Origin of the sequence: Gillisella vitis (assembly GCF_021559775.1) — a bacterium.
Classification (GTDB): Bacteria; Pseudomonadota; Alphaproteobacteria; order Rhizobiales; family Rhizobiaceae; genus Allorhizobium; species Allorhizobium ampelinum.
In genome coordinates, this window is record NZ_CP056049.1 from 405,789 (window position 1) to 430,488 (window position 24,700).

At 57.4% G+C, this 24,700-nt stretch carries 18 protein-coding genes; 16 read left to right on the forward strand and 2 right to left on the reverse strand.

Annotation, left to right across the window (positions count from 1 at the left end; all coding sequences use genetic code 11):
* Position 1: 1 nt before the first annotated feature.
* The 6 genes from AVCG78_RS23905 to AVCG78_RS23930 all read left to right on the forward strand — a co-directional run bounded on the left by AVCG78_RS23905 (position 2) and on the right by AVCG78_RS23930 (position 7,916).
* The gene (locus AVCG78_RS23905) at positions 2-1,174 is read left to right on the forward strand and encodes a glycoside hydrolase family 88 protein (RefSeq protein ID WP_015918453.1); all 1,173 of its coding nucleotides are present in this window, start codon (positions 2-4) and stop codon (positions 1,172-1,174) included.
* Positions 1,175-1,188: 14 nt separating this feature from the next.
* On the forward strand, positions 1,189-2,298 hold the full coding sequence (locus tag AVCG78_RS23910) for an ABC transporter ATP-binding protein (protein WP_015918452.1): 1,110 nt from the start codon (positions 1,189-1,191) through the stop codon (positions 2,296-2,298).
* A gap of 12 nt (positions 2,299-2,310) precedes the next feature.
* Positions 2,311-3,021 carry a DUF624 domain-containing protein gene (locus AVCG78_RS23915; protein WP_015918451.1) on the forward strand — a complete coding sequence of 237 codons (711 nt, stop codon included), beginning with the start codon at positions 2,311-2,313 and terminating at the stop codon, positions 3,019-3,021.
* A gap of 49 nt (positions 3,022-3,070) precedes the next feature.
* Positions 3,071-4,351, forward strand: coding sequence for an ABC transporter substrate-binding protein (locus AVCG78_RS23920; protein WP_015918450.1), 1,281 nt, complete (start codon positions 3,071-3,073; stop codon positions 4,349-4,351).
* 74 nt (positions 4,352-4,425) lie between these two features.
* Positions 4,426-6,273: a DUF2264 domain-containing protein gene (locus AVCG78_RS23925; RefSeq protein ID WP_071584802.1), complete on the forward strand. Its 1,848-nt coding sequence runs from the start codon at positions 4,426-4,428 to the stop codon at positions 6,271-6,273.
* Between the two features lie 5 nt (positions 6,274-6,278).
* Entirely contained in the window at positions 6,279-7,916 is a 1,638-nt protein-coding gene (locus AVCG78_RS23930) for an acyltransferase (RefSeq protein WP_071203403.1), read from the forward strand.
* A 168-nt stretch (positions 7,917-8,084) separates the two neighbouring features.
* Here the strand turns inward: AVCG78_RS23930 and AVCG78_RS23935 are convergent, their stop codons facing one another.
* Entirely contained in the window at positions 8,085-9,083 is a 999-nt protein-coding gene (locus AVCG78_RS23935) for an ABC transporter ATP-binding protein (protein WP_071203402.1), read from the reverse strand.
* A 185-nt stretch (positions 9,084-9,268) separates the two neighbouring features.
* Between AVCG78_RS23935 and AVCG78_RS23940 the strand changes: the two genes are divergently transcribed.
* The 5 genes from AVCG78_RS23940 (at position 9,269) to AVCG78_RS23960 (ending at position 16,772) form a co-directional block, all read left to right on the forward strand.
* The gene (locus AVCG78_RS23940) at positions 9,269-10,564 is read left to right on the forward strand and encodes an extracellular solute-binding protein (protein WP_071203401.1); all 1,296 of its coding nucleotides are present in this window, start codon (positions 9,269-9,271) and stop codon (positions 10,562-10,564) included.
* A 103-nt stretch (positions 10,565-10,667) separates the two neighbouring features.
* The gene (locus AVCG78_RS23945; protein ID WP_234796143.1) at positions 10,668-11,558 is read left to right on the forward strand and encodes a carbohydrate ABC transporter permease; all 891 of its coding nucleotides are present in this window, start codon (positions 10,668-10,670) and stop codon (positions 11,556-11,558) included.
* Positions 11,555-12,397, forward strand: a complete 843-nt coding sequence (locus tag AVCG78_RS23950; RefSeq protein WP_071203399.1) for a carbohydrate ABC transporter permease — start codon at positions 11,555-11,557, stop codon at positions 12,395-12,397. Before AVCG78_RS23945 ends, AVCG78_RS23950 begins: the two co-directional genes overlap by 4 nt.
* 33 nt (positions 12,398-12,430) lie before the next feature.
* On the forward strand, positions 12,431-15,454 hold the full coding sequence (locus AVCG78_RS23955; protein ID WP_071584801.1) for an alpha-mannosidase: 3,024 nt from the start codon (positions 12,431-12,433) through the stop codon (positions 15,452-15,454).
* A 79-nt stretch (positions 15,455-15,533) separates the two neighbouring features.
* Positions 15,534-16,772 carry an ROK family transcriptional regulator gene (locus AVCG78_RS23960; RefSeq protein ID WP_071203397.1) on the forward strand — a complete coding sequence of 413 codons (1,239 nt, stop codon included), beginning with the start codon at positions 15,534-15,536 and terminating at the stop codon, positions 16,770-16,772.
* On the opposite strand, the gene AVCG78_RS23965 is transcribed toward AVCG78_RS23960, so the two are convergent.
* Positions 16,741-17,766 (reverse strand): ROK family transcriptional regulator, encoded by a 1,026-nt coding sequence (locus tag AVCG78_RS23965; protein ID WP_071584799.1) that lies wholly within the window; start codon positions 17,764-17,766, stop codon positions 16,741-16,743. The genes AVCG78_RS23960 and AVCG78_RS23965 overlap by 32 nt on opposite strands.
* A gap of 544 nt (positions 17,767-18,310) precedes the next feature.
* On the opposite strand from AVCG78_RS23965, the gene AVCG78_RS23970 reads away from it, so the two are divergent.
* The 5 genes from AVCG78_RS23970 (at position 18,311) to gsiD (ending at position 24,690) form a co-directional block, all read left to right on the forward strand.
* Positions 18,311-19,210, forward strand: coding sequence for a MurR/RpiR family transcriptional regulator (locus tag AVCG78_RS23970; protein WP_234688905.1), 900 nt, complete (start codon positions 18,311-18,313; stop codon positions 19,208-19,210).
* A 37-nt stretch (positions 19,211-19,247) separates the two neighbouring features.
* Complete coding sequence (locus AVCG78_RS23975; protein ID WP_071203394.1) at positions 19,248-21,128, forward strand: dipeptide ABC transporter ATP-binding protein; 1,881 nt, start codon at positions 19,248-19,250, stop codon at positions 21,126-21,128.
* A gap of 43 nt (positions 21,129-21,171) precedes the next feature.
* The gene (gsiB, locus tag AVCG78_RS23980; RefSeq protein ID WP_071203393.1) at positions 21,172-22,722 is read left to right on the forward strand and encodes a glutathione ABC transporter substrate-binding protein GsiB; all 1,551 of its coding nucleotides are present in this window, start codon (positions 21,172-21,174) and stop codon (positions 22,720-22,722) included.
* Positions 22,723-22,859: 137 nt separating this feature from the next.
* Positions 22,860-23,780, forward strand: coding sequence for a glutathione ABC transporter permease GsiC (gsiC, locus tag AVCG78_RS23985; RefSeq protein WP_071203551.1), 921 nt, complete (start codon positions 22,860-22,862; stop codon positions 23,778-23,780).
* A 7-nt stretch (positions 23,781-23,787) separates the two neighbouring features.
* Positions 23,788-24,690, forward strand: a complete 903-nt coding sequence (gsiD, locus tag AVCG78_RS23990; protein WP_071203392.1) for a glutathione ABC transporter permease GsiD — start codon at positions 23,788-23,790, stop codon at positions 24,688-24,690.
* Positions 24,691-24,700: the final 10 nt, after the last annotated feature.

Genomic DNA, 24,700 nt, shown 5'->3' on the forward strand with positions numbered 1-24,700 from the left:
CATGAATGCCATGTTTTCCAACGCGCCACAGCCGATCACCGATCAACAGGTGACCATGGCGCTCGAGATCGCGGTCGCCCAGGTGCGGCGCAATCTGCCTGACTTCACCTATGCGGCACAGAACCATTCCAGCGTCGGCAACAGGTATCCGGCGGTTGCCAACGACCAATGGACGGCAGGTTTCTGGCCCGGCGAAATCTGGCTCGCCTATGAGCACAGCGGCGATAAGGTCTTTCGATATGCCGCTCAGATTCAGGTGCAAAGCTTCCTGCATCGCATCGAGAACCGTATCGCCACCGACCATCACGATATGGGGTTTCTCTATTCGCCCTCCTGCATTGCCGCGTGGAAACTGGTGGGCGACGAGGATGGACGCAAGGCGGCACTCCTTGCCGCCGACCAGCTGATCGAACGCTACCAGCCCATCGGACAATTCATCCAGGCCTGGGGCGCCAAGGGCAATCCAAACGAATACCGCTACATCATCGACTGCCTGTTGAACCTGCCGCTGCTCTATTGGGCGACTGGCGAAACAGGGGATGAAAAATACCGCGAGATCGCGCTCTCCCATGCGCGCACCACGCTTGCCCATTCGGTGCGGGAGGACTGCTCCACCTATCACACGTTCTACATGGACCCCACGACCGGCGCTCCGGTACGGGGCGTGACCAAGCAGGGCTATAGCGATGACAGTTTCTGGGCACGCGGACAGGCCTGGGGCATTGCTGGCATGGCCCTGTCCTATCGTTACGAGCGCATTGCCGAATACCGCGACGCTTTTGAGCGGCTGCTGGGCTTTTATCTGCAGCGGCTTCCAGACGATCTCGTGCCGGTCTGGGACCTGATCTTTTCGGCAGAGGACGGCGAACCGCGCGATAGTTCGTCCGCCTCCATCGTCGCCTGCGGCCTTCTGGAAATGGCCGATCTCGTGGAAGACGCGGACGCCGCACGCTACCGCGATCTGGCCCGGAGGATGATGAAAAGTCTGGCCGATCACTATGCTGTCAAGGACCCGGCCCTTTCCAACGGGCTTGTTCTGCATGGCACCTATTCGAAGAAAACCCCACACAACACATGTCGCGGCGAAGGTGTCGATGAATGCGTGTCCTGGGGCGACTACTATTACATGGAAGCTTTGACGCGCCTGTCGCGCAACTGGTCCTCCTATTGGTGATGCGTGAGGGATAAATGGCAAGCATTTCGCTGAAAAAGCTCAACAAATCCTTCGGTGCACTGAAAGTGGTGCACGATATCGACCTTGAGATCGCCGACAAGGAATTCATCATTCTCGTCGGACCGTCCGGCTGCGGCAAATCCACCACGCTCAGAATGATTGCGGGGCTTGAGGAGATCTCCGGCGGGCAATTGCTGATCGGCGAGGACCTGATGAATGACGTGCCGTCAAAGGACCGCGACATTGCCATGGTTTTCCAGAATTATGCGCTCTATCCGCATATGACTGTCTACAAGAACATGGCGTTCGGACTTGAGCTGCGGAAAGCGCCGCGCGATGTGATCGAGACAAAAGTCCAGGAAGCGGCAAAGATCCTCGACATCACCCATCTTCTGAACCGCAAGCCCAAGGCACTGTCGGGAGGCCAGCGGCAGCGCGTGGCGCTGGGCCGTGCGATGGTGCGCAATCCGGAAGTGTTTCTGCTCGACGAACCGCTGTCCAACCTCGATGCCAAGCTACGCGGCACGATGCGCGCCGAAATATCCAAGCTGCATAAGCGGCTGAACGCCACCTTCATCTACGTGACCCATGATCAGGTAGAGGCCATGACCATGGCCGACCGTATCGTTGTCATGAAGGATGGCCACATCCAGCAGGTCGATACGCCGCAGCGGCTCTATGACCATCCGATCAACATGTTTGTGGCGGGCTTTATCGGTGCGCCGCAGATGAACATGCTGCCCTCGACGATCCGGCGCCAGGAGGATGGTTTCGTCGCCGTCTTCAACGATCATGCCCTACCCTTGCCGAACACCTTCGACCAGAGCCGCATCGCGCCCTATCTGGACCGCGACATCATTCTGGGCATACGGCCTGAAAACTTTCATGAACTGGCACCGGGCGATATCGACCCTGCCAATACGGCACCCTTTGAGGCGGTCGTTGAATTGGCCGAACCGATGGGCTCGGAAGTGCATCTCAATCTCGTCGTTGCCGGACGCTCGGTCGTTGCCCGCGTGTCACCGCGCTTCAAGGCCAGGCTTGGTGAGCAGGTGCGCCTCACCGCCGACATGACCAATGCGCAATTGTTCGATCCGCAAACCGAGCGGTCGATCCTTTACTGACAGGACAACACGATGCAATGGTTGGAGGCCATCTGGACGAAAGAAGGAAAGGGCATCGCCAAGGATGCGCCGAAGCGCACCGGTGTTGCACTGTTTTGCGAGATCATCGGGCGCGAATGGTGGGAACTGGTCAAGCTCAACCTTCTGTTTCTGGTCGCCGCGTTGCCTGTCGTCACCCTGCCCGCAGCCCTCTTCGCCACCGCCAGTATGTGTCGCGCCATGGTGGAGGACCGCAACGTCTACCTGCTGCGTGATTTTGCCGAAGCCTTTCGCCGCTATTTAGCCGTGGCAACGGGATGGGGTCTGGCAACCGGTCTGGCGCTGTGGATCGGTTCTTGTGCGATCTTAACCTATGGCGCCCAAGTGCGCGACAGCCTGATCTACGCCGGCCCTCTGGCTGTCAGCCTTGTCGCAACCGGTTTTGTGGGCGTGTGGTCGGTGCATTTCATTGTGCTTGCGGTGATGAGCAAGCGTGGTGTCCTGGAGATCCTGCGGCTATCGGCGCTGGCAACGCTTCTGCGGCCCTTGCCGACGGTGGCAGCGCTGGTGTTTGTCGCGGCCCTCTGGCTTGTGCATGTGCTGCTCTATCCGGTTTCTGTCTTCATGCCGGCAATGATCAATTTTTCACTTGGAATGTTCGCCGTTTCATTCGCCGCGCATCGGGCAGCCGCACTGGTTTTGGCCGAGCCTGATGCGGCGTATCGGACAACCAAAATATCATAGGAAGCCGCTGGGAGGCGCTTTCAACGAGACAATCAGGGAGGAGAACAGAATGTACAGGCAGAAATTTGGGATATCGCTGACCATTGCCGCTGCGGCACTGGGAATGGTCACTGTCATGGCAGGCGGCGCGTTCGCACAATCGGCAGCCCCCGTCACCTTGAAATGGGCGCTGTGGGACTGGGACAAGGTGGCCTATTACAAGCCGCTGATAGAAGCCTATCAGGCCAAGCATCCGAATGTGAAATTCGAGCCGGTGGATCTCGGTTCGCAGGACTACACGCAGATGATCGCCACCCAACTGACCGGTGGCGCCAAGGATATCGACGTCGTCACCATCAAGGACGTGCCGGGCTACGCGACCCTGGTGCGGGCCAACTCTATCGGCGATCTCTCCGGTTTCATGACCGAGCAGAAGATCGACAAAGCTAGATATGGCGGGCTTATCGAGGAGCTGAGCATTGACGGCAAGGTCTATGCAATACCCTTCCGCTCTGACTTCTGGGTGGTCTATTATAACAAGGACATCTTCGACAAAGCGGGCGTTTCCTACCCGACCAATGACATGACCTGGACACAGTTCGACCAGATCGCAGTTAAGCTGAAGGGCGGCATGGGGGTCAACAAGACCTACGGCGCATTGCTGCACACATGGCGTTCGACCGTTCAGCTTCCGGGCATCATGGATGGTCAGCATACGCTGGTCGGTGGCGATTACGCTTTTCTGAAGCCCTGGTATGAGCGGGCGCTGAAGCTTCAAAAGGAAGGTGCGATCCCGTCCTATGCATCGCTGAAAACCTCCAATACCCATTATTCGGCGCTGTTCTTCAACGGGACGGTCGGTATGCTGCCGATGGGGACCTGGTTCATCGGCACCCAGATCGCCAAGGTAAAGTCCGGTGAATCCAAGAGCAAGAATTGGGGCATCGTCAAATTCCCGCACCCAGACGGCGTTGCAGCCGGCACAACGGCGGCGCAGATTGCGGCTCTTTCGGTCAATAACAACTCAGCCCACAAAGACGTGGCGCTTGACTTCATCAAGTTCGTGACTGGACCTGAAGGTGCGGCAATCATTGCCGATACGGGAACTTTGCCAGCGGTGCGCACAGACGATGTCAGCACCAAGATCACCTCGCTGCCCGGCTTCCCGCAGGACGAAAACAGCAAGGCGGCGCTTAAAGCCGGCAAGTCCTATCTGGAAATGGCGGTCAGTCCCAATGCAGCAAAAATCGAGGTCGTGCTGAACCGTGTGCATGACGCGATCATGACAGACAACACATCTATCGACGATGGCCTGAAGGAGATGAACGACGGCGTCAAGGCGATCAAATAGTCCACAGCAAGTCTGGCCGCAGGTTCACACCTTCCTGCGGCCAATTCATTCGAAACAGTTCATGGATATCGATTGTGGTTTACGATCCGGCCCAGGCCAACCCGCTCTACGGCAACCCCTTGCGCAGTCGCGATGATGTGGCAAAAGCCCTGCTCGACCTGTTCACGCCGCTCCTGCCCTGTTTTTCGCAAGGCGGCGCACGGGTACGGCTTGGCGCATCCGGCGCGATTTTCGATCATGCGGCTGCCGATCTCGAAGGTTTTGCCCGGCCCCTGTGGGGTATCGTACCCTTTGCGGCGGGCGGTGGCGATTTCCCGCACTGGGATCTTTACCGACGTGGCCTGACCCATGGCACCGATCCGCAACACGAAGACTATTGGGGCGATGTCTCTGATCGCAACCAACGGCTGGTGGAGCTTGCCGCCATCGGCTTTGCGCTCGCCATGGTGCCGCAGCATATCTGGGAGCCTCTGGACGATGCTGCCAAGGCCACCGTCTCGGCCTATCTGCTCCACGCCCGAGACCGCGAATACGTCGATAACAATTGGAAATTCTTCCGGGTTCTGGTCGATCTGGGGCTGGAGCGGGTCGGAGTAGAATTCGACCACACCAAGACTATTGCCTATCTCGATGAGCTGGAAGGATTCGATATTGGTGATGGCTGGTACCGCGATGGGCCGGTGCGTCGGGTGGACCACTACATTCCCTTTGCCATGCATTTTTATGGGCTGATTTATGCCGTGCTTGCCAACGAAGACGACGCCCGTAAAACCCGTCTCCGCGACCGCGCAACGGTCTTTGCCAGGGATATCCGCCATTGGTTTGGCCCGGATGGCGCTGCACTCGCTTTTGGGCGTAGCCAGGCCTATCGTTTTGCCGCTGGTGGTTTCTGGGGCGCGCTTGCCTTCGCCGACCTTGATGCCCTGCCATGGGGTGAGATCAAGGGCTATTATATGCGCCATATTCGCTGGTGGTCGGCATTGCCGATTGCCGACCGCGACGGTGTGCTGTCTGTCGGCTACGGCTATCCCAATTTGCTGATGAGTGAGAGCTACAATTCGCCCGGTTCGCCCTATTGGGCGCTGAAATTCTTTCTCCCGCTGGCCCTGCCCGCCGATCACCCGTTCTGGCTGGCGCCGGAAACCGATGCGCCGTCCTTCAACGCGCCTGTGCCGCTCGAAAAGCCGGGCATGGTGGCCATGCACACGCCGGGCAATATCGTTATTCTCGCCTCCGGCCAGGAACATGACAAGATGCGTGGCTCCAACGAGAAATACGCCAAATTCGTCTATTCAACCCGCTATACCTTCAATATCGAGGCCAATGATCGCCATTTCGATGCGGCCAGTTTTGATGGCATGCTGGGCCTGTCGGATGATGGCGTGCATTTTAGGATGCGCGAGACGCTTGAAGAGGCGATGATTGCCGATGACAGGCTCTATTCCCGCTGGAAGCCCTGGGCGGATGTGACCGTCGAAACCTGGCTCGTTCCACAAAATCCCTGGCATATCCGCATCCATCGGATTGCAACACCGCGCAGCCTGATGACCAGCGAAGGCGGCTTTGCCATTGCCCGCGCCGACTTCAGCCGCGACCGTATGGAAGAAAGTGCTGGCCGCGCGGTGTGGTTCGGGCAAGCGGATGTCAGCGCCATTGTCGATCTATCCGACCATCAACGCACCGGCCGTGCTCATGTGCCGATTGCCAATACCAATCTTTTATGGGCAAAAACCAACCTGCCGCAATTGCGTGGCGCAGTCGAACCGGGCCAAACCGTGCTGGTAACTGCAGCCTTCGCCCTGCCGCTGGGACGTGCAGCAGACGAGGCTCTTGCCGCTCCGCCTACTTGCCCCGATCTCGAGGTGCTGGAGCAGCAGTTTAGAGACGTTGGACGCCGCGTCGCGGCCTTCGATATCGGCTAAGCGCCATGAGCAGGGATGACCAAGTAAACGAGGAAGAGGCATCCTTGCGCCGCAACCGGCTCAATATTCTCACCTGGGAGCGGAATGCACAGGATATAGAAAGCGCGGTCCATCAGGCACGGCTTCGCCAGCTTCAGACCTATGCCGGCGCAACATTTTCTCCGGGCGCTTATGTCGCGGAAAAGGCTGAAATCCATACGGATAGGCTGGTGATGGGTGCCGGATCGTGGATTGCCGGTCATGCTCTGGTGCGTGGCGATGTCGAGCTTGGCGAGAACGTTTCGATCAATGCCTATGCCTGCATGTCTGGCCGGGTAAGGTTGGGAAATGGGGTGCGGATTGCCTCGCATGTCAGCATTGTCGGCTTCAATCATGGCTTTGATGATCTTGAAACGCCGATCTATCGTCAGCCGTTGACATCGCTTGGCATCGAGATTGGCGACGATGTCTGGATCGGTGCCAATGCGGTCATTCTGGATGGCGCCCGGATCGGCAGCGGTGCCATTATCGCCGCCGGTGCCGTGGTCTCAAAACACATCCCACCACAGGCCATTGCGGGCGGCGTACCGGCCCGCGTGCTGCGGATGCGCGGCAAAGACACCACATCTCCCCGTAAAACGACCGCGGTCGAGGCCGCGCTTGCCGCAATCGATGCTGCCGCTTCGGCTGATTGGCGAGCGGTTGTGGAACGATACCGTGTCGGGGAGGATTACAGCGCGCCGGATGCAAGCGGCAAGCCTGTTACCAGCATTCGCCATCTCTGCGACGCCATCGAAATTGCCGCAGCCTTCGGTGATATCGGCTCGATATTCGATGTCGATGCCACCATAGCCCGCCTGCAAGCCGTTCAGGACCCGGAAACCGGGCTTTTCCCGGACCCTTATCGTGATGCGCAGCAGCCTCTGCATCACGATCCGATTGCCTTGTACAATGTTTTGGCGGTTGGATACGCCCTTGAATGCCTGGGATCAGCGCCACTCCATCCCTTTCGGTTCATCGAACGCCTGAGTGCAAGCGATCTTGTGCAATGGCTTGACGGGCTGCCCTGGCAAACGCGCGCCTGGCATTGCGGCGCGACCGTTGACGCCATCGCAACCGCCTTGCATTTCAACGGTCGTTATTTTGATGCAGGAGCCAACCAACACAGTTTGTTTGGCTGGCTGAGCCTCAACTGCAATCCAGCATCCGGCCTTTGGGGTGCGGTGACACCAGAAGACGGGCTGTTGCAACCGGTCAATGGTTTTTATCGTCTGACGCGCGGCGCTCATGCGCAATTTGGCATACCGGTTCCTTACCCGAACGCCGCCATCGATTCCGTGATCGCCAATTACCGGGCTCATGAAGGATTTCGTGGACAAGGCTTCAATGCCTGCAATCTGCTCGACACGATCCACCCGCTGCTCCTTTGCCTGAAGCAGACACCTCATCGCCGCGACGAGGCGATGGAAATCGCAACCGGCATCATTCTGCAGCTGTCGAGGCGGTGGCAAGATGGCCAAGGCTTCTCCTTCGCAGACGGTCATCCACCCGGTTTGCAGGGAACTGAAATGTGGCTCACGAGCTGTTGGCTTTCAGCCGAACTCCTGAACCTCTCCAGCAGCCTGTCATTCAAGCCACGAGGCATTCATCGGTACCGAGGATGAGACAGCATTTTCAAACGCTACCCCCTCGCCAACCTCTTTGCTGCGAGATATCGATTATGTCATTTTCTACGTAATTTGAAGTGGCCTCCCGGTGCGTATGATCTCGTAAGGCCTGCCATATCCGGGTAATCGCACAAAGTGTCGCGATAAAGCCTCTATGTTCTCCTTTTAAATTGACCTACCGGCCTCATCGAACCGGTGAAGGCATCCCTCCATTGGCTTGGCGCTGATGATTTCGCCGATCCTTGGCTCATGGCTGCCGCTGGTGCGGATCAGAAGCTTTCCATAGAGAGCGGAGTCGATGGTCATGAACGTATCGCTGCCAAGGCATTCCGCAGCCGTCACCGCGCCGGTCCAGGCATCATGGTCCTGGGAAAGCACCAGATGCTCTGGTCTTACGCCAATGGTTGTTGCACTGTGTCGCTGGGCCGCTTCGCCCGACACCAGATTCATTTGTGGTGAGCCAATGAAGGCGGCAACAAAGAGATTGGCTGGTCGGTGATAAAGCTCTAGCGGTGTGCCCAATTGCTCAAGGACGCCCTTGTTGAAAACGGCAATTTTGTCAGCCATGGTCATGGCTTCCACCTGATCATGGGTGACATAAATGGTTGTCGCATTCAATCTCTTCTGTAATTCCCGAATTTCCGAGCGCATTTGCACCCGCAGCTTGGCATCGAGATTGGAAAGAGGCTCATCGAAGAGGAAAACCTTCGGGTCGCGCACAATGGCTCTGCCCATGGCAACGCGCTGACGTTGCCCACCTGAAAGAGCTGCGGGCTTGCGATTAAGATATGGTTCAAGCCCCAGGACCTCAGACGCCTTTGCCACGCGCGCATTGATATCCGCCGCAGAATGCCCGGCGAGCTTAAGGGCAAACCCCATGTTCTCGGCTACTGTCATATGCGGATAGAGCGCATAATTCTGAAACACCATGGCAATGTCGCGCTCACGTGGGCTCAAGTCATTGATGCGGACACCATCAATGAAGATATCGCCGCCTGATACCTCTTCCAAACCTGCAATCATCCGTAGGAATGTTGATTTTCCGCAACCGGATGGTCCAACCAGTGCCAGGAATTCCCCGTCCCCGACCTCTAGATCCACACCGTGTATGACCTCCAACGCCCCGTAATGCTTGCGTAAATTTTCAATGCGCACCACAGCCATGATTTCCTCCCAGACAAATCGCTTGACGCAAAACAAAAGTGATTTAATCTATTTCTTGCATTCAGGGAAGACGCCTGTTGGAGGAGACAGCGGGTGTCGGATGGTGAAGAAGGGCGGAGGCTTGCCCGCGATTGAGGGTTTTAACGCATGGCACTCAACGGCATGCGACTTTGGGAGGAAGGCACATGAAAAAGAACAGGCATGCGTTGACACTTGTCGCGCTGTTGGTCGCCCCAGTGGGCGGGAATGCCAGTGATATGATCACCGGCGACACGGTTGGTCCGGCTGACGCGCCCAATAAAATGACATTCCGCATGACGACCGACGGTCCGCGCAACAATGATCCGGTTGTGGCTGAAGGCTATGGCAAGCTTTTCAATCAGTTTATTGCCAAGCACCCCGGCTGGCGCATTGAATTGCAGATGATGACGGGGGATATCAGCCAAGAGCAGGCCCGCATGGTGGAGCAGGCCAAGTCCGGCAATGCACCCGATTGCGCTGCCGTGGACTCCTTTGTGCTGCCTGTTTTTAAAAAAGCCGGCGTGCTGAAGTCCTTTTCTCCCTATTTCACCAAGGAAGAGATCGACCAGCTTTTCCCCTTCATTCGCGAGGGCGTTACCGGAACCGACGGCCAGATTTATGCATGGTGGTGGTCCACCGATCTGCGTGTTCTCTATCGCAACAAGGAGATCATTCCCGATGCGCCGCAGACATGGGACGAGACCAAAAAGGCAGCACTTCACTCCGTGAAAGAGGGCATGGAAGGCATTCTGTTCAACGGCTCGCGCTATGAAGGTACCACATTTGACTGGCTGGCCAATTTCTGGGCGCAAGGCGGCAAGCTGGTCGATGAGAGTGGCAAGCCGATCTTTGGCGAAGGCGCTGAGCGGGAAAAATTCGTCAAGGCGGTGAATTACTATCGCGACCTGGTGGAGTCCGGTGCGGCCCCGAAGCGCGTGGCCACCATTGGCAATTATGATGATTTCAATGCCGCAGCAGCCGCTGGCACCACGGCGCTGTTTGTCGGTGGCAATTGGCAATATGGCCAGCTGCAAGCCGCCCTTGAGCCGGAAGAACTGGCAAAATGGACATTCTCACCCCTGCCCGGTCCCACCAAGGATCAGCGCTCGACCGGCACAGGTGGCTGGACGGTTGCCTCTTTTGCCTCCGATCCGGCAAAAGTGAAAATGTGCGCCGATCTGGCTCGTGATGTCTATATGGGACCTGCCAACGAGGTTCAGGGGCAGTTGCCAACCCGCGCCGACCTTTATGAAAAGTACAAGATTTTCTCCTCTGACATCAACAAAGCTTTCTCGGAGGCCCTGAAAGTCGGGCAAGCTCGACCCGGCGCGCCGGTCTATCCCGAAATCTCCAATCAGATCCAGATCATGATGGGCAAGGTGCTGACGGGCACGCAAGCCACGGATGCGGCTGTCGATGAAGCCTTCAAAGCTTCGCTTGCGGCATTTGACCGCCATTAACCGCTTCTTGAGACTGCGGAGCCAAAGGGCTCCGCAGCGCTTTGTGGTCTGAATCCAAAAGGTGCACTCCATGGCAACAATCAGCTTGCAGGCGGGCAAACAAATGGGTGCCATCCGAAGCCGTCACAGACCAAAGGCAGCGCCGTGGCTTATGCCGCTGATTTTGGTGCTCGGCATTTTCTACCTTTATCCGGTGCTGGATGTTCTGCGTCTGGCCTTCACCAGAGCCACCCTGCTCGGGGATGATGGTGGCTACACCATCACAACATTGATCAACACGCTGACCCGCGCAGAAATTCCGCAGATCCTTTGGGTCACGCTCACCTTCACGGCGGGTTCGGTTCTGGCGCAGCAACTGTTTGGCCTTGTGATCGCATTGGTGGTGGTGCGGGCGGAAAAGCGTGGACTATTCGGTGCGACAATCCTGCGCACCACGGCGCTGATTGCCTGGGTGGTGCCGGGCATTGCTGGCGGGATTATCTGGAAAATGCTGTTTAACGAGGCCCCGTTTGGCGGGCTGAACAGCCTGCTTCGGCTTGTGGGCGCTGGCCCCGTACAATGGCTCTCCGATCCCAACCTTGTCATGTGGTCGGTGGTGTTGTCGAATGTCTGGCGCGGCACCGCCTTTTCCATGGTGGTGATGTATGCGGCCATCAAGGCGATTGATCCGGTGCTTTATGAGGCTGCGGCTGTGGATGGGGCGCGGGCGGATCAGCGGCTGCGCTATGTCACCATGCCGCAGCTAAAATCGGCCATTCTGGTCAATATGATTTTGATCACCATCCAGACGCTCAACACCTTCGATGCGATCATCTCCCTCACCGGCGGCGGACCGGGACGGGTGACAGAGGTACTGTCGCTCTACACGTTCAATGTGGTGTTTCGCAATTATGATCTGGCGGCGGGCGCTGCCCTGTCCATCCTGATGCTGGTAATCTCGCTGATGCTGGCCTTGATCTATGCCGCCTTCCTGCCAAAGGGAGATGACCAATGAAAACCCGCACAAGTGAGCGCCTCGGCGATCTGCTGAGCTATATTTTTATGGCCATTACCTTTGCTTTTTTCGCATGGCCGCTGCTGTGGCTTTTGTCTTTGGCGCTCAGAACCCGCAAGGAAGTGTTTCTGGGTGTCACTCGCTTCATTCCCAAAGCACCGACACTGGATAATTTTGCGATGATCCTGTCCTCGGACAAGTTCATTTCTTACCTTTGGAATGCGCTGAAACTCTCCTGCCTGTCAGCGGCAGGCTGCCTGATCGTGGCCTTGCCTGCGGCCTATGCCTTTTCGCGCTTTCAGTTCAAGGGCAAGGGCGCGTGGATGATGGCGCTGTTATCGGTGCAAATGATCTCCCCGCTGGTAATCATGGTGCCGCTTTATCGCTATATGGCGGCGATGGGTCTGCTGGACAGCCATTTTGGCACCACCATGGTCTATGTGGCGCTTGCCGTTCCGGTTTCCACCTGGATTTTGAAAGGCTCCATCGACGGCATTCCCAAACCCCTTGATGAAGCGGCGATGATGGATGGCTGCACCCGGTTTGGCGTATTTGTCCGCGTTATCCTGCCGCTGTCCACGCCCGGCATTGCCTCGGCCTTCATCATCGCGGTCATCAGCGGCTGGTCGCAATTTCTGGTGCCATTCCTGCTGATCACCAAGGAATCCCTCACCCCGATTGGCGTCGGCATTTTTCAATATGCCGGCACGCAAAATGACTCCTCCATCCAACTTCTCGCGGCGGCCTGCCTTGTCTCGGTGGTGCCAGCCATCATTGCCTTCCTCTCGCTCCAGCGCCTGATATTGGGCGCGATGACCGCCGGAGCCGTGAAGGGCTGAACCTATCCTGTTGAAAGACTTTAGGAAAATATCATGAGCCTGACCTACACCCAACGCCTTGAGCGGATCGAAGTTCGCAACGCAGAATTCCAGTTCTGGCGCGCCCGCAAAACAGTTGAACTGACCAGCTGGAATTTCAATGGAGAACCCATTGCTGTTGGCGAGGCCTGGCCGCACAAGACCCCGCCCATTGGCTTTACGGCAGATGTGACCGTGCCGGAAGGCTGGCCGCTTGCGGATACCTATCTTTATCTCAACCTTGGCGGCGAAAGCCTTCTAAGCATCACAGCGCAAGATGGCACCACCAAGCGTTACGGGCTGGACCCCTATCACCGCGAATTTGCAGCACCTTCGCAAAGCTTCTCGCTACACGCACAATCCGTTCCGCGCCTGCCTTTTGGTGAGCCGGTGCGCACGCCGAAGCTTGAACGGGCCGAATTGTTCTGGATCGACCGTTCCGTGGACCGCATGTGGCTGTTGATGCGCCAGATTGCCGAAGCGCTGAAGGTGTTGCAAGGCCATGATGTTGTGCCTTATCTGCTGGATGCGGCAGAGCAAGCCTTTTACGCTATCGATTGGCCATCAGCGACGGCAGACTACGTGGCCCGCACCGCCCCTGCGGTGATGCAGCAAAAGATCTGGCAGCTGCCAGATTTAAAGGCCGACCCTGAAGGTCTGACCGACGCACAGCGCGCCAAACTGGATCAAGCCTATGAGGCGCTGATGGCGCGCCTTGGCGAACTTCGTGAACGATTCCCCCCGCAGGGCAAGGTAGCACTAACCGGCCATGCCCATATCGATCTGTGCTGGCTCTGGCCCTATGACGAGACGCGCCGCAAGATGCGCCGCACCTTCCACACGGCACTGTCGATCATGGAAACATCGAAGGATTTCCGCTTCAACCAGTCCACCGCCCACTATTACTGGCAGTTGGAAGAGGATGACCCTGAACTGCTCAACAAAATCGTTGACCGTGCCAAGGACGGCCAGTGGGAAACGCTGGGCGGCATGTGGATTGAGCCAGATACCAATATGCCCACGGGCGAAAGCCTGACCCGGCAAATCCTCTACGGCCAACGCTATTTCGAGAAACGATTTGGCACGCGCCACAGTGTCTGCTGGTTGCCGGACTGCTTTGGCTTTGCCGGAGCCTTGCCGCAGCTTCTCAAACAGGGCGGCATGAAAAGCTTCTTCACCATCAAGGTCAATTGGTCCGAGAGCAACCATATCCCTGCCGATCTGTTCTGGTGGGAGGGGCTGGATGGCAGCCGGGTGCTGGCTCACTCGTTCGACAATCCGATGGAGGGCTATAACGGCTTTGTGCGGCCCGATTGCATTACGCCGACATGGAAAAACTACCGCCAGAAAGACCGCCACGATACAACGCTGCTGTGCGTCGGCTATGGCGACGGCGGCGGCGGCCCAAGCCCTGAAATGGTGGTGCGGGAAGAACAGCTGCGGGTTTTCCCCGCCATCCCGGAAGCCCGCTGGACCCGTGTGCATGACTTTTTTGAAGATGCCCATGCAATGGCGAAAACCACGCCCGTTTCCGTCTGGAAAGGTGAGATCTATCTGGAACTGCACCGCGCCACGCTGACCACGCAAAGCGCCATCAAAAAACTGCACCGGAAGGCCGAGCGTAGCCTGATTACAGCGGAAACGCTCGCATCCCTTGGCCATCTTCTGGGAGCGGACAAACCGCGTTCAATGGAGCCGGAATGGCGGGTGGTGCTGAAAAACGAGTTCCATGACATCCTTCCCGGCTCTTCGATTGCCGAGGTTTATGTGGATGCGAAAGTCGAGCTTGAACAGGTGTTGATGGATGGCGCGGCTGCGCAAAAAGCTGCCGTCGATGCCATTCTTGCGCGATTGCCTGAGGGCAATGAAGGTGCTGTGCTGGTGATCAACCCCACGCTCAGCCCCCGGCCAATCCGCCTGACCCTGAAGGATGAGAGCATCGCAACTGATGGCGTGGTGCCAGCCCTTGGTGTGAGCGTTTTTCCAGCCAGCGCCCTGGACCCCAAACCGGGCTTGAAAGCCACGCAAAATACGCTGGAAAATGACATCATCAAGGTGACGCTGGCAGACGATGGCTCGATTGCCTCCATCCTGCACAAAGCATCGGGCCGCGAAGCGGTCGAGGGTGGGGCCAACCGGCTGTTTGCCTATACAGCCGATAAGCCGCGCAATTGGGATGCGTGGGATGTGGAAGAAGATTACGGACAAAAATCCGAGGAGTTGAGCGGATACGAGTCCATCGAGCTTGTTGAAAGCACCGCCCACCGCGCCGCCATCCGCATCAAACGTCGCTGGCGTGATTCCACCATTGTGCAAACATTGAGCCTTGCCGCCAATGCTCGCCGCCTCGATATTTTCACCGAGATAGACTGGCACGAACGCCGCGTCATGTTGCGCACGGAAAATGGTGTTGCCGTCAGCGCGGCCCGGGCCACCTGCGAGGTTGCTTATGGAGTGGTGGAGCGTCCAACCCATTCCAACACCTCGTGGGATGAGGCGATGTTTGAGGCACCGGCGCATCGGTTTATCGATCTGTCCGAGCCGGGCTTTGGCATGGCGCTGCTGAATGATGCCAAATATGGCCACTCGGCCCGTGGCAATGTGTTGGGCCTCTCCTTGCTGCGCTCGCCCATCTATCCTGATCCGCTGGCCGATGAAGGCTATCAATCCTTCACCTATGCCCTGATGCCGCATGAAGGCACATGGTATGAAGGCCAGGTGCGGGAAGAAGCCGATGATTTGAACCAGCCTTTGATAGCCATCCCAGTGTCAGGTAAAGCGGCAGGTGAATGGTGCCCGTTGCAAGCAGCAGGGCTGGAGGTCGCTCTCTCTGCGATTAAACCCGCCGAGGATGGCGATGGCTTGATTGTGCGGGTGTATGAGCCAGCCGGTCGCCGGGGTGGCTTCCAGCTTAAGCCGTCAGATGGCTGGACCGTCAGCGACGCACTCAGCATTTTGGAAGAACCAATGGAAGCGGTGGACGTGCAGGCGCTAAAACCTTTTGAGGTGAAGAGTTGGCGTCTGTCGAAAACCGCTTGAAAATGCTTTCGCCTCGCACGTCTATGGTGCATAGTTTCCTCGCTGCCGTTGTCCGGTGGCGAGGAGATTGACGATTACGATGAGTTATTCCGGAGCCAATGGCGAGCAGGCCGCAGCCCTGAACAGGGCCATTATCCTGAACGCCATTCACCGTGGTGGGCCGATCTCGCGCACCGAAATTGCCAAGCTTTCGCGCCTGACTAAGCAGGCTGTCACCCGGATTGTCGATAAGCTGCTAGAGGAAGGGCTGGTGATGGAAGCGCGCCGCCGCCAAGGCTTGCGCGGCCAACCGGCCATCGAGCTGGAGATTGACCCTGAGGGGGCCTTTGCCATCGGAGCCAATATTGACCGTGATCACCTGACCATTGTGGCGGTGGATGCGGTGGGCAATGTGCGCGGGCGTATTCACCATGAAGCGCGGTTTTTGCTGCCGGATGCCTTTGTAAAGCTGATGGAAGACGCCGTATCGTCCTTCCTGCGTCGCAAGGTTATCCACGAATCGAGACTTGCGGGCATTGGCCTTGCCATTCCCGACTGGCTGGGTGAGGTGCAGGTGGTTGGCCTGCCAGACACGTATAGCCAGTGGAGCGGCTTTGACGTGCGCGCCGCGTTGTCGCATATCACCGGCCACCCGATCTATATCGACAATGACGCCAATGCGGCGGCTTTGGGTGAGATTGAATATGGGCTGGGCACCGAAATGCGCAGCTTTTTCTATATTCTGATATCCGCCTGTCTCGGCGGTAGTCTGGTAATTGATGGTGTGCGCCACAAGGGCGCAGGCGGGCTGGGTGGGGAAATCGGCTGGTTGCCCACGGCGGTCACAACCGGTCCCTTTGCCGGGGAAACCAGGCCGCTGGGCGATATGCTGTCAATGTTCGTGCTGCTCGATTACCTTGCGGACAATGGCGTGCATGTTGCGACACCCGCGGATCTGTTGACGCTGGATGGACGGGGACGCGCCCTTCTCAGCGGTTGGCTGAAGAAAATGGCCGTCAACCTTGCCGAAGCTGTCAGCGACATCGGCATGGTGGTGGACCCCGATGGCATTATTCTGGGTGGACGCCTGCCGGTGCGGCTGATTGATGAATTGCTGCTCTACGTGCATGAGGAAATCAGCCGTCGGGGAGCCTTGGCCCCAAGCTTACACCGTGCGGCGGCCTCTGAAGATGCGGCAGCCCTTGGCGCTGCCGCCATGGCGCTCGCAGACCGGCTCTGTCTTCCCTCTGCCGATTCTGCCCATCTCAGCCGTTCACCGCTGACGACAGCGATCCGGCCTTCATCGATCAATTCGGCTTTGGCAGCAGCAGTTCGATAAACGGCGCAACAGCAGCACCATAGGCGGCGTCGCGGTCTGGAAAGCTCAAGGGGCGAACAGGCGGGATCCAGGCTGCGGGCACAAAATATCGCTCTTTGCTCAGTCGGGCTTCGGCAATTTTTTCAATCAACCGATCTATGACAGCGGCGGGCAATTGCCCGCCCAGCAGCATGGCTCCCGGCGATATGAAACCGGCAATGGTGACAACGCCGTCCAGAAGCCGGCTGGCGGCCTGTTCAATCCAGCGATCAACCTCGTTTTCACCCTGCGCGGCAATGAAAGCCCTGTAAGACGCTGCACTCGCCATCATATCCAGCGTGCCTTCCGCCAGACCAGGACGCATGGCACCAATTGCGCCCGCTCTGCCATGCGTGCCGCGGTAAAAGCGGCCATTGATGATCAGGCCCGCCTGCACCTGATCATCAATCAACACCACCACCAGCCCGCCTTCCGGCTCGCCGATGCCAAACAATCTCTCCCCAGCCAGCACCGCCTCGGGTTTGGACAGAGTAAAGCTTGGCAATTCGCCAAAAGCCGTCGTGAATGCATCATCCTTGTCTGCATTCATCACCACGCCGACACCGATGGGGGCGGGAAAGCCCATCTCTGCCTGCACAATCTGCCGAACAGCAGCAAAGAAGGCTTCATCGTGATCAAAGCGCTGATAAAGCACCATGGCACCAGTGAGATTGCACAGAGCAAGGGAGCCACCATTCTGCCAACGCTCAACACCAAGACCGTAAGCGCCGGATGACACAAGTGAAAATTCCGCCGCTTTATAGCGTGTACTGGTCTGGCGATTGCCCTTGGACACAAGGCCTGCCGACAACAGCCGTTGAAGAATGCCGGTAATGGCAGGCTCTGTGAGCTTAAGCCGTGCGGCAAGCTCCTGGCGCGTCAGCGGCCCTTCACGCAGCAAAAGCGCAGAAACGGTGCGTCCGTTATGATCTGCGATATCTTCAGGACTGAGGCCCTGAGCGTCGCGATCCTCCAAGGGCCGAACCGTCTGATACCTTACAAGTCGTCGTCCCACACTCACACTTCCATCGGCGGTTTCATTGCAATCTTTGCCGTCAGTTAACATAGGAAAGCAAATAGGCTTTGCTCAATACAGTCAATCACTTCGTTGAAGCGCCGACCGCCTTGGCTCAGTTTTTTGCAACTAAAGGAAATCGCTGCTCCAAAATTTACGGAGCGGGCCTATACCTATGAATTCCATTGCCGAAAAGCTGAAGCGACAGTCGAAGTCCGTCCTTCGATATGCCTTTCACGAACTCGCTGCAATGAAAGGTAGCCGGAAACGCATGACATGTCGGAACGGCAGTTAATTCTGCTCGCAGGCTTTTTTACACCGAGATTACGGCACCGTCAGAGGTTCTATGCATAAAAATGACGCATCACATGCGCTTGCCTAGAATTACACCAAAATCCGCTTGAACGATTGAAAAATATCTATACTGAGGGTCAGGTGATATTTTTTAATCAGGGCCCGCATCTTGGACATTGAAAGCGTACCATCAGCGCAAGAGCGCATGCCAATGTCCCAACGGATCATCCAGGCCACGTTATCGCCCGCCCACCGGCAGATCGCAGATTACGTGCTGGATTATCCCTTGCGCGTTGCCGCCATGCGGGCTGAAGAATTGGCCGAGATCGTTCATGTGTCGGTTCCAACCGTCAATCGCTTTGCTCGCGCCCTGGGTTTTGCGGGTTATGCGCAATTTCGTGCTGATCTGGTGCTGGGGTACGAGACGGCTTTGGCACCTGTGGAAAAATTACAGCGACGGTCGCAGGCGGCAACCAGCCCCGCAGATGTGTTTGCCAACAACCTGGCCATGATAACCAGAAATATTGAGCGAACCCATCAGGCTCTCGATACCGACACGCTATCGCGGGCTATCGGTCTCATTTTGTCCGCCCGCCGCATTTCCATCATCGGCCTTGGCAGCAGCGCCTGGCTTGGCGGCCTTATGCAGCGGCGGTTTGATCTGTTTTGTGATGATGTTCGCCTGCTGGCAACCGTGGAAGGCGCATCCTTCGCAGCGCGGGCTTTGCGAAATGTTCGCGCCGGGGACCTCGTCATCGCCATCGCCTTTCCACGCTACATGGCCGATACGGTGACGCTGGCAAAACGCATGCGCGATGCGGGGGCCGATGTTTTGGCGCTGACAGACAATGCCAGCTCGCCTCTGGTGGCGCATGCCACAATGACGCTGTTTGCGCAGGTCGAGAGCGATTATTTCGCCAGCTGTGAAGCCAGTGCGCTAGCCTTGATCGAGTCCCTCTCTGCCGCCGTGTCCTATGCCTCAGGCCGCTCCATGCAAGCCGCCACCCAGCTTGTTGATACCGTGCTCCCCTATCTGCACAGCGGCCCAAACCACCCTCATCAAGCATCGGCGAAACCGTTAGCCGAAAACGATGAGCCCGAGTGTGACTGATGCCTTCTCTGACCCATTTTCATTGAGACGATCTGCCATGACCTCTTCTGCGACCCTGCCCCAAACCGCACCCTCTCTGCTGGACAATCAGGTTCTGGCCGTAGATGACCTCACCGTCTCCTTTGCCACATCCGAGGGCCGGGTGCAGGCCGTGCGCAATATCAGCTTCGCGGTTGGCCGGGGTGAAACGCTTGCGATTGTGGGTGAATCCGGCTCTGGCAAATCCGTCACCTCGCTGGCGCTGATGCGGCTGATTGAGCATGGTGGTGGACGGATTGATAGCGGTGCTATGATGTTTCGCCCCAGCAATGACAAGGTGCTGGATCTGGCCCGCGCGGATACGCCGACCATGCGCAGCATTCGCGGGGCCGATATTGCCATGATCTTTCAAGAGCCGATGACATCGCTCAACCCGGTGTTTACCGCTGGCGAACAGATTGCCGAATCCATCCGCCTGCACCAGAACATGAACGAGGCAAGCGCCAAGGCGGAAGCGCTTCGGATGCTGGATCTGGTGCGCATTCCAGAAGCCAAACATGTGTTTGGCCGCTATCCCCATCAACTGTCGGGCGGCATGCGCCAGCGGGTGATGATTGCCATGGCGCTGGCCTGTCGCCCTTCCTTGCTGATTGCCGATGAACCCACAACGGCGCTGGATGTGACCGTGCAGGCGCAGATTTTGCAGTTGATCCGCCAGCTTCAGGACGACATGAACATGGGCGTGTTGTTCATCACCCATGATATGGGCGTGGTGGCAGAAATTGCCGACCGCGTGCTGGTGATGCGCCAGGGCGAAAAGGTCGAGCATGGCGCATCGAAAGACGTGTTCGAGCGCCCGAACCATCCCTATACCCAAGCCCTTCTGGCCGCTGTGCCGCGCCTTGGAGCCATGGCGGGCACCGATGGTCCGCGCGCTTTTGATCTGGTGGGGGCCGATAGCACCCAGACCCATGCAGAACAACCTCCAGCACGGTTTGATCTGCCGCCGATTTTGAAAGTGCGCGATCTGGTCACCCGCTTCCCCGTTCGGCGCGGCCTGTTCAACCGCGTTGATCGCTCGGTTCATGCGGTGGAAAAGGTCAGTTTTGATCTGCATGCCGGAGAAACCTTGGCATTGGTTGGCGAATCCGGCTGCGGTAAATCCACCACGGGTCGCTCACTTCTTCGGTTGGTCAATAGCCAGAGCGGCAGTGTGGAATTTGATGGCCGCAATGTTCTTGATCTTCCAGCCAGCGAGCTGCGCGGCCTTCGCCGCAGCATTCAGCTGGTATTTCAAGACCCGTTCGCCTCGCTAGACCCAAGGCTAACGGTTGGCTTTTCCATTATGGAACCGCTGCTGATCCATGGCATTGCCAAGGGCGAAGAAGCGAGAAAGCGCGTGGCATGGTTACTTGAACGGGTTGGCCTGTCAGCAGAGCATTCCGAGCGCTATCCTCATGAATTCTCCGGCGGCCAGCGCCAGCGCATTGCCATTGCCCGCGCCTTGGCGCTGAACCCGAAAGTGGTGGTGGCCGATGAATCGGTTTCGGCGCTGGATGTGTCGATTCAGGCGCAAATCGTCAATCTGCTTTTGGAATTGCAGCGTGATCTGGGCATTTCCTATCTGTTTATTTCCCACGATATGGCTGTGGTGGAGCGCGTCAGCCACCGGGTGGCAGTGATGTATCTGGGGCAGATTGTCGAGATCGGCCCCCGCCGGGCGATTTTTGAAAACCCGCAGCACCCCTATACCAAAAAGCTGATGGCCGCCGTGCCGATTGCCGATCCGGCCCGCCGCCATTTGAAACGGCAATTTACTGTTGAAGACCTGCCAAGCCCAATGCGCAAAAAAGGCGATGAGCCAGTGGTGGAAGCCTTGCACGAGGTATCCCCCGGCCATTTCGTGGCCCGGCACAGCGTTGGCGCGTTTAAAATGTAATTCAACACTTACCGAACTGACCCAACCAGCACAGGAGATATTGATGAAGCATAGATTTTCTTCCCGGCTCGCATCTGCCACGGTCTTGGCAGGCATTCTCAGTATGGGTGCGGGACAGGCACTTGCCGCTGGCAGCGTGGTTCTGGCCCTCAACACACAGGCTGAAACGCTGGACCCATATAACACCAACACCACGCTGACCACCGCTGTGACAAAGTCCTTCTACGAAGGCCTGTTTGGCTTCGATAAGGATTTGAAGGTTCAGCCGGTTCTGGCAACGGGCTACACCGTCTCCGATGATGGTCTGGTCTACACCATCAAGCTGCGTGACGGCGTGAAGTTTCAAGACGGCACCGATTTCAATGCGGATGCCGTGAAGGTCAATTTTGATCGTGTGCGCAACCCGGATAACAAGCTGTCTCGCTTTAACCAGTTCAACCAGATCGACAAGGTTGAGGTTGTCTCACCGCTTGAAGTGCGCATCACGCTGAAGCAGCCCTTCGGCCCGTTCATCAACTCGCTGGCCCATGCGTCTGCGGCGATGATTTCGCCAGCCGCACTCACAAAGTGGGGCAGCAAGGAAATCGCCTTCCATCCCGTCGGCACCGGCCCGTTTGAGTTTGTCGAATGGAAGCAGACCGATTACGTCAAGGCCAAGAAGTTTGATGGTTACTGGCGCAAGGGCTTCCCAAAGGTGGATGAAATCACCTGGAAGCCAGTGCCAGATAACAACACCCGCGCTGCCATGTTGCAGACCGGGGAAGCTGATTTCGCCTACCCCATGCCCTATGAGCAGGTGGCAACGCTGAAGCAGAACACCAAGCTGACGGTGACGGTATCGCCGTCGATCATTGAGCGCTATGTCAGCTTCAACATGCTGCAAAAGCCGTTTGATGATCTGCGCGTGCGTCAGGCCATCAACTATGCCATCAACAAAGAAGCACTGGCCAAGGTGGCGTTTAGCGGCTTTGCGAAGCCCGCCGAAGGCGTTGTGCCAGAAGGCGTCCTTTACGCCCACAAAATTGCGCCATGGCCTTATGATCCAGCCAAGGCACGCGCTTTGTTGAAGGAAGCAGGCTATCCAAACGGTTTTGAATCCACCCTGTGGAGCGCCTACACCACCACCACCGCGCAAAAGGCAATTCAGTTCCTGCAACAGCAATTGCAGCAGGTTGGCATCAAGGTGACGCTTCAGGCGCTTGAACCCGGCCAGCGGGTAGAATGGGTGCAGACAGCGCCCGATCCAAAGACTGCCAAGGTGCGGATGTATTATGCAGGATGGTCATCTTCGACCGGCGAAGCCGATTGGGCATTGCGTCCGCTGCTGGCCACTGAGGCTTGGCCGCCAAAGCTGAGCAACACGGCCTATTACAGCAATCCCGTTGTGGATGATCTGATTGCCAAGGCCATGAAGACCACCAAGGAAGACGAAAAGAAGACCTTCTATGCCGACGCACAGGAACAGATCATGAAGGATCTGCCTTGGGCTCCGCTGGTGACAGAAAACAATGTGTCGGCTGCGGCAACGAAGCTTGAAGGTGTCTACGTCATGCCGGATGGCAATATCGACAGCTCGAACATTGCGCTCAAGTAATAAGACGTCCTGAAAACGCGATCCCGGCGCTGATCTAGCGCCGGGAGACTCCTTTTACGCATTTCCGAACGCAAAACCGCGATACACTTTTGCTGGAAATGCTCTCATCACTCCTGAAGGCTTTCGCTGCGGTTGCCATGTTCAATTATTTTCTCAAGCGCCTGTTCGGGCTGCTGCCCACACTTCTGATCGTTGCCGTTCTGGTGTTTCTGTTTGTGCATATGCTGCCGGGTGATCCGGCGCGCCTTGCGGCAGGGCAGGATGCGGACGAACAGACCGTGGCGCTGGTGCGCAGCGAACTGGGCCTCGACAAGCCCCTACCCCAGCAATTTGTCGAGTATTTCACACGTATGTTGCATGGCGACCTTGGGGTGTCGATCCGCACCCATCGCCCGGTGTCTGTTGAAATTGGCGAGCGCTTCATGCCCACCATGCTGCTCACGCTAACCAGCATGATCTGGTCAGTGTCCGTTGGCATGATCATTGGTGTGTTTTCTGCCGTGTTTCGCAACCGCTGGCCGGATCGGCTGGGCATGACCGTTGCCGTGTCTGGCATTTCCTTTCCGGCCTTTGCGCTGGGCATGTTGCTGATGCAAATCTTCTCCGTCTGGCTGGGATGGCTGCCCACCGTTGGGGCCGACAGCTGGCAGCATTACATCCTGCCATCGCTGACACTGGGCGCAGGCGTTGCCGCCGTCATGGCCCGCTTTACCCGCGCCGCCTTTGTCGATGTGATTCAGGAAGATTTCGTGCGCACCGCCCGCGCCAAGGGGCTGAATGAAAAAGTGGTGATTGCCAAACATTGCCTGCGCAACGCGCTGATCCCGATTGTCACCATGATGGGCCTGCAATTCGGCTTTCTGCTGGGCGGCTCCATTGTGGTGGAGGCGGTGTTCAACTGGCCGGGTGTTGGCCGTTTGCTGGTCGATGCGGTGAACCAGCGGGATTATCCGGTAATTCAGGCCCTCGTGCTGATGTTCTCGCTGGAATTCATCCTGATCAATCTTGTCGTGGATCTGCTCTACGGCGTCATCAATCCGACAATCCGTTATAAATGAGCCGGCCATGAGCAATACCACATCTGCCCCAATTGCCGCCGCTGCACAGACCAGCCGCGCTGTTCGCACCCCTTGGAGCGAATTTTGGCGCAAATTCAAACGCCAGCCCGTGGCGCTTGGGGCCTTGGCCTTCATTGTGATTTTGATGGTTTTGGCCATCGCGGCACCCGTGATTGCGCCCTATGACGCTGAAAATTTCTTTGACTACGACATGATCAATGCCGGGCCTTCCTTGAGCCATTGGTTTGGCGTTGATCCATTGGGCCGAGATATTTTCAGCCGTATTTTGATGGGCGCGCGGATTTCGCTGGCAACCGGCCTTTTGTCCGTCACGCTCGGCGGCTTGATCGGCACCGTGTTTGGCCTGCTGGCAGGCTATTATGAGGGCTGGTGGGACCGGGTGGTGATGCGCATCTGCGATGTGCTGTTTGCCTTTCCGGGCATTTTGCTGGCTTTGGGCATTGTTGCCATTCTCGGCAGTTCCATGGTCAATGTGGTGGCGGCCGTTGCGGTGTTTTCCGTGCCAGCTTTTGCAAGACTGGTGCGCAGCAGCACGCTGGTGCTGAAAAACATGACCTATATTGAAGCGGTCAGAAGCGTTGGCGCATCAGACTTCATCATCCTGTTTCGCCATATTCTGCCGGGGGCTTTTTCGTCGATTGTGGTCTATTTCACCATGCGACTTGGCACATCGATCATCACCGCCGCCAGCCTTTCCTTCCTTGGTCTCGGTGCACAGCCACCCACGCCTGAATGGGGTGCGATGCTGAATGACGCCCGCGCCGATATGGTCAATGCACCGCATGTGGCGCTGTTTCCAAGCCTTGCGATTTTCGTCACTGTTCTGGCCTTCAACCTGCTAGGCGATGGCCTTCGCGATGCGATTGATCCGAAAATCGACCGGAAATAACCCCCTTCTA

Coding starts and splice junctions, on each gene's coding strand:
- AVCG78_RS23905 (WP_015918453.1), top strand. CDS start 2: ATGAATGCCATGTTTTCCAACGCGCCACAGCCGATCACCGATCAACAG.
- AVCG78_RS23910 (WP_015918452.1), top strand. CDS start 1,189: ATGGCAAGCATTTCGCTGAAAAAGCTCAACAAATCCTTCGGTGCACTG.
- AVCG78_RS23915 (WP_015918451.1), top strand. CDS start 2,311: ATGCAATGGTTGGAGGCCATCTGGACGAAAGAAGGAAAGGGCATCGCC.
- AVCG78_RS23920 (WP_015918450.1), top strand. CDS start 3,071: ATGTACAGGCAGAAATTTGGGATATCGCTGACCATTGCCGCTGCGGCA.
- AVCG78_RS23930 (WP_071203403.1), top strand. CDS start 6,279: ATGAGCAGGGATGACCAAGTAAACGAGGAAGAGGCATCCTTGCGCCGC.
- AVCG78_RS23935 (WP_071203402.1), bottom strand. CDS start 9,083: ATGGCTGTGGTGCGCATTGAAAATTTACGCAAGCATTACGGGGCGTTG.
- AVCG78_RS23940 (WP_071203401.1), top strand. CDS start 9,269: ATGAAAAAGAACAGGCATGCGTTGACACTTGTCGCGCTGTTGGTCGCC.
- AVCG78_RS23945 (WP_234796143.1), top strand. CDS start 10,668: ATGGGTGCCATCCGAAGCCGTCACAGACCAAAGGCAGCGCCGTGGCTT.
- AVCG78_RS23950 (WP_071203399.1), top strand. CDS start 11,555: ATGAAAACCCGCACAAGTGAGCGCCTCGGCGATCTGCTGAGCTATATT.
- AVCG78_RS23955 (WP_071584801.1), top strand. CDS start 12,431: ATGAGCCTGACCTACACCCAACGCCTTGAGCGGATCGAAGTTCGCAAC.
- AVCG78_RS23960 (WP_071203397.1), top strand. CDS start 15,534: ATGAGTTATTCCGGAGCCAATGGCGAGCAGGCCGCAGCCCTGAACAGG.
- AVCG78_RS23970 (WP_234688905.1), top strand. CDS start 18,311: ATGTCCCAACGGATCATCCAGGCCACGTTATCGCCCGCCCACCGGCAG.
- AVCG78_RS23975 (WP_071203394.1), top strand. CDS start 19,248: ATGACCTCTTCTGCGACCCTGCCCCAAACCGCACCCTCTCTGCTGGAC.
- gsiB (WP_071203393.1), top strand. CDS start 21,172: ATGAAGCATAGATTTTCTTCCCGGCTCGCATCTGCCACGGTCTTGGCA.
- gsiC (WP_071203551.1), top strand. CDS start 22,860: ATGTTCAATTATTTTCTCAAGCGCCTGTTCGGGCTGCTGCCCACACTT.
- gsiD (WP_071203392.1), top strand. CDS start 23,788: ATGAGCAATACCACATCTGCCCCAATTGCCGCCGCTGCACAGACCAGC.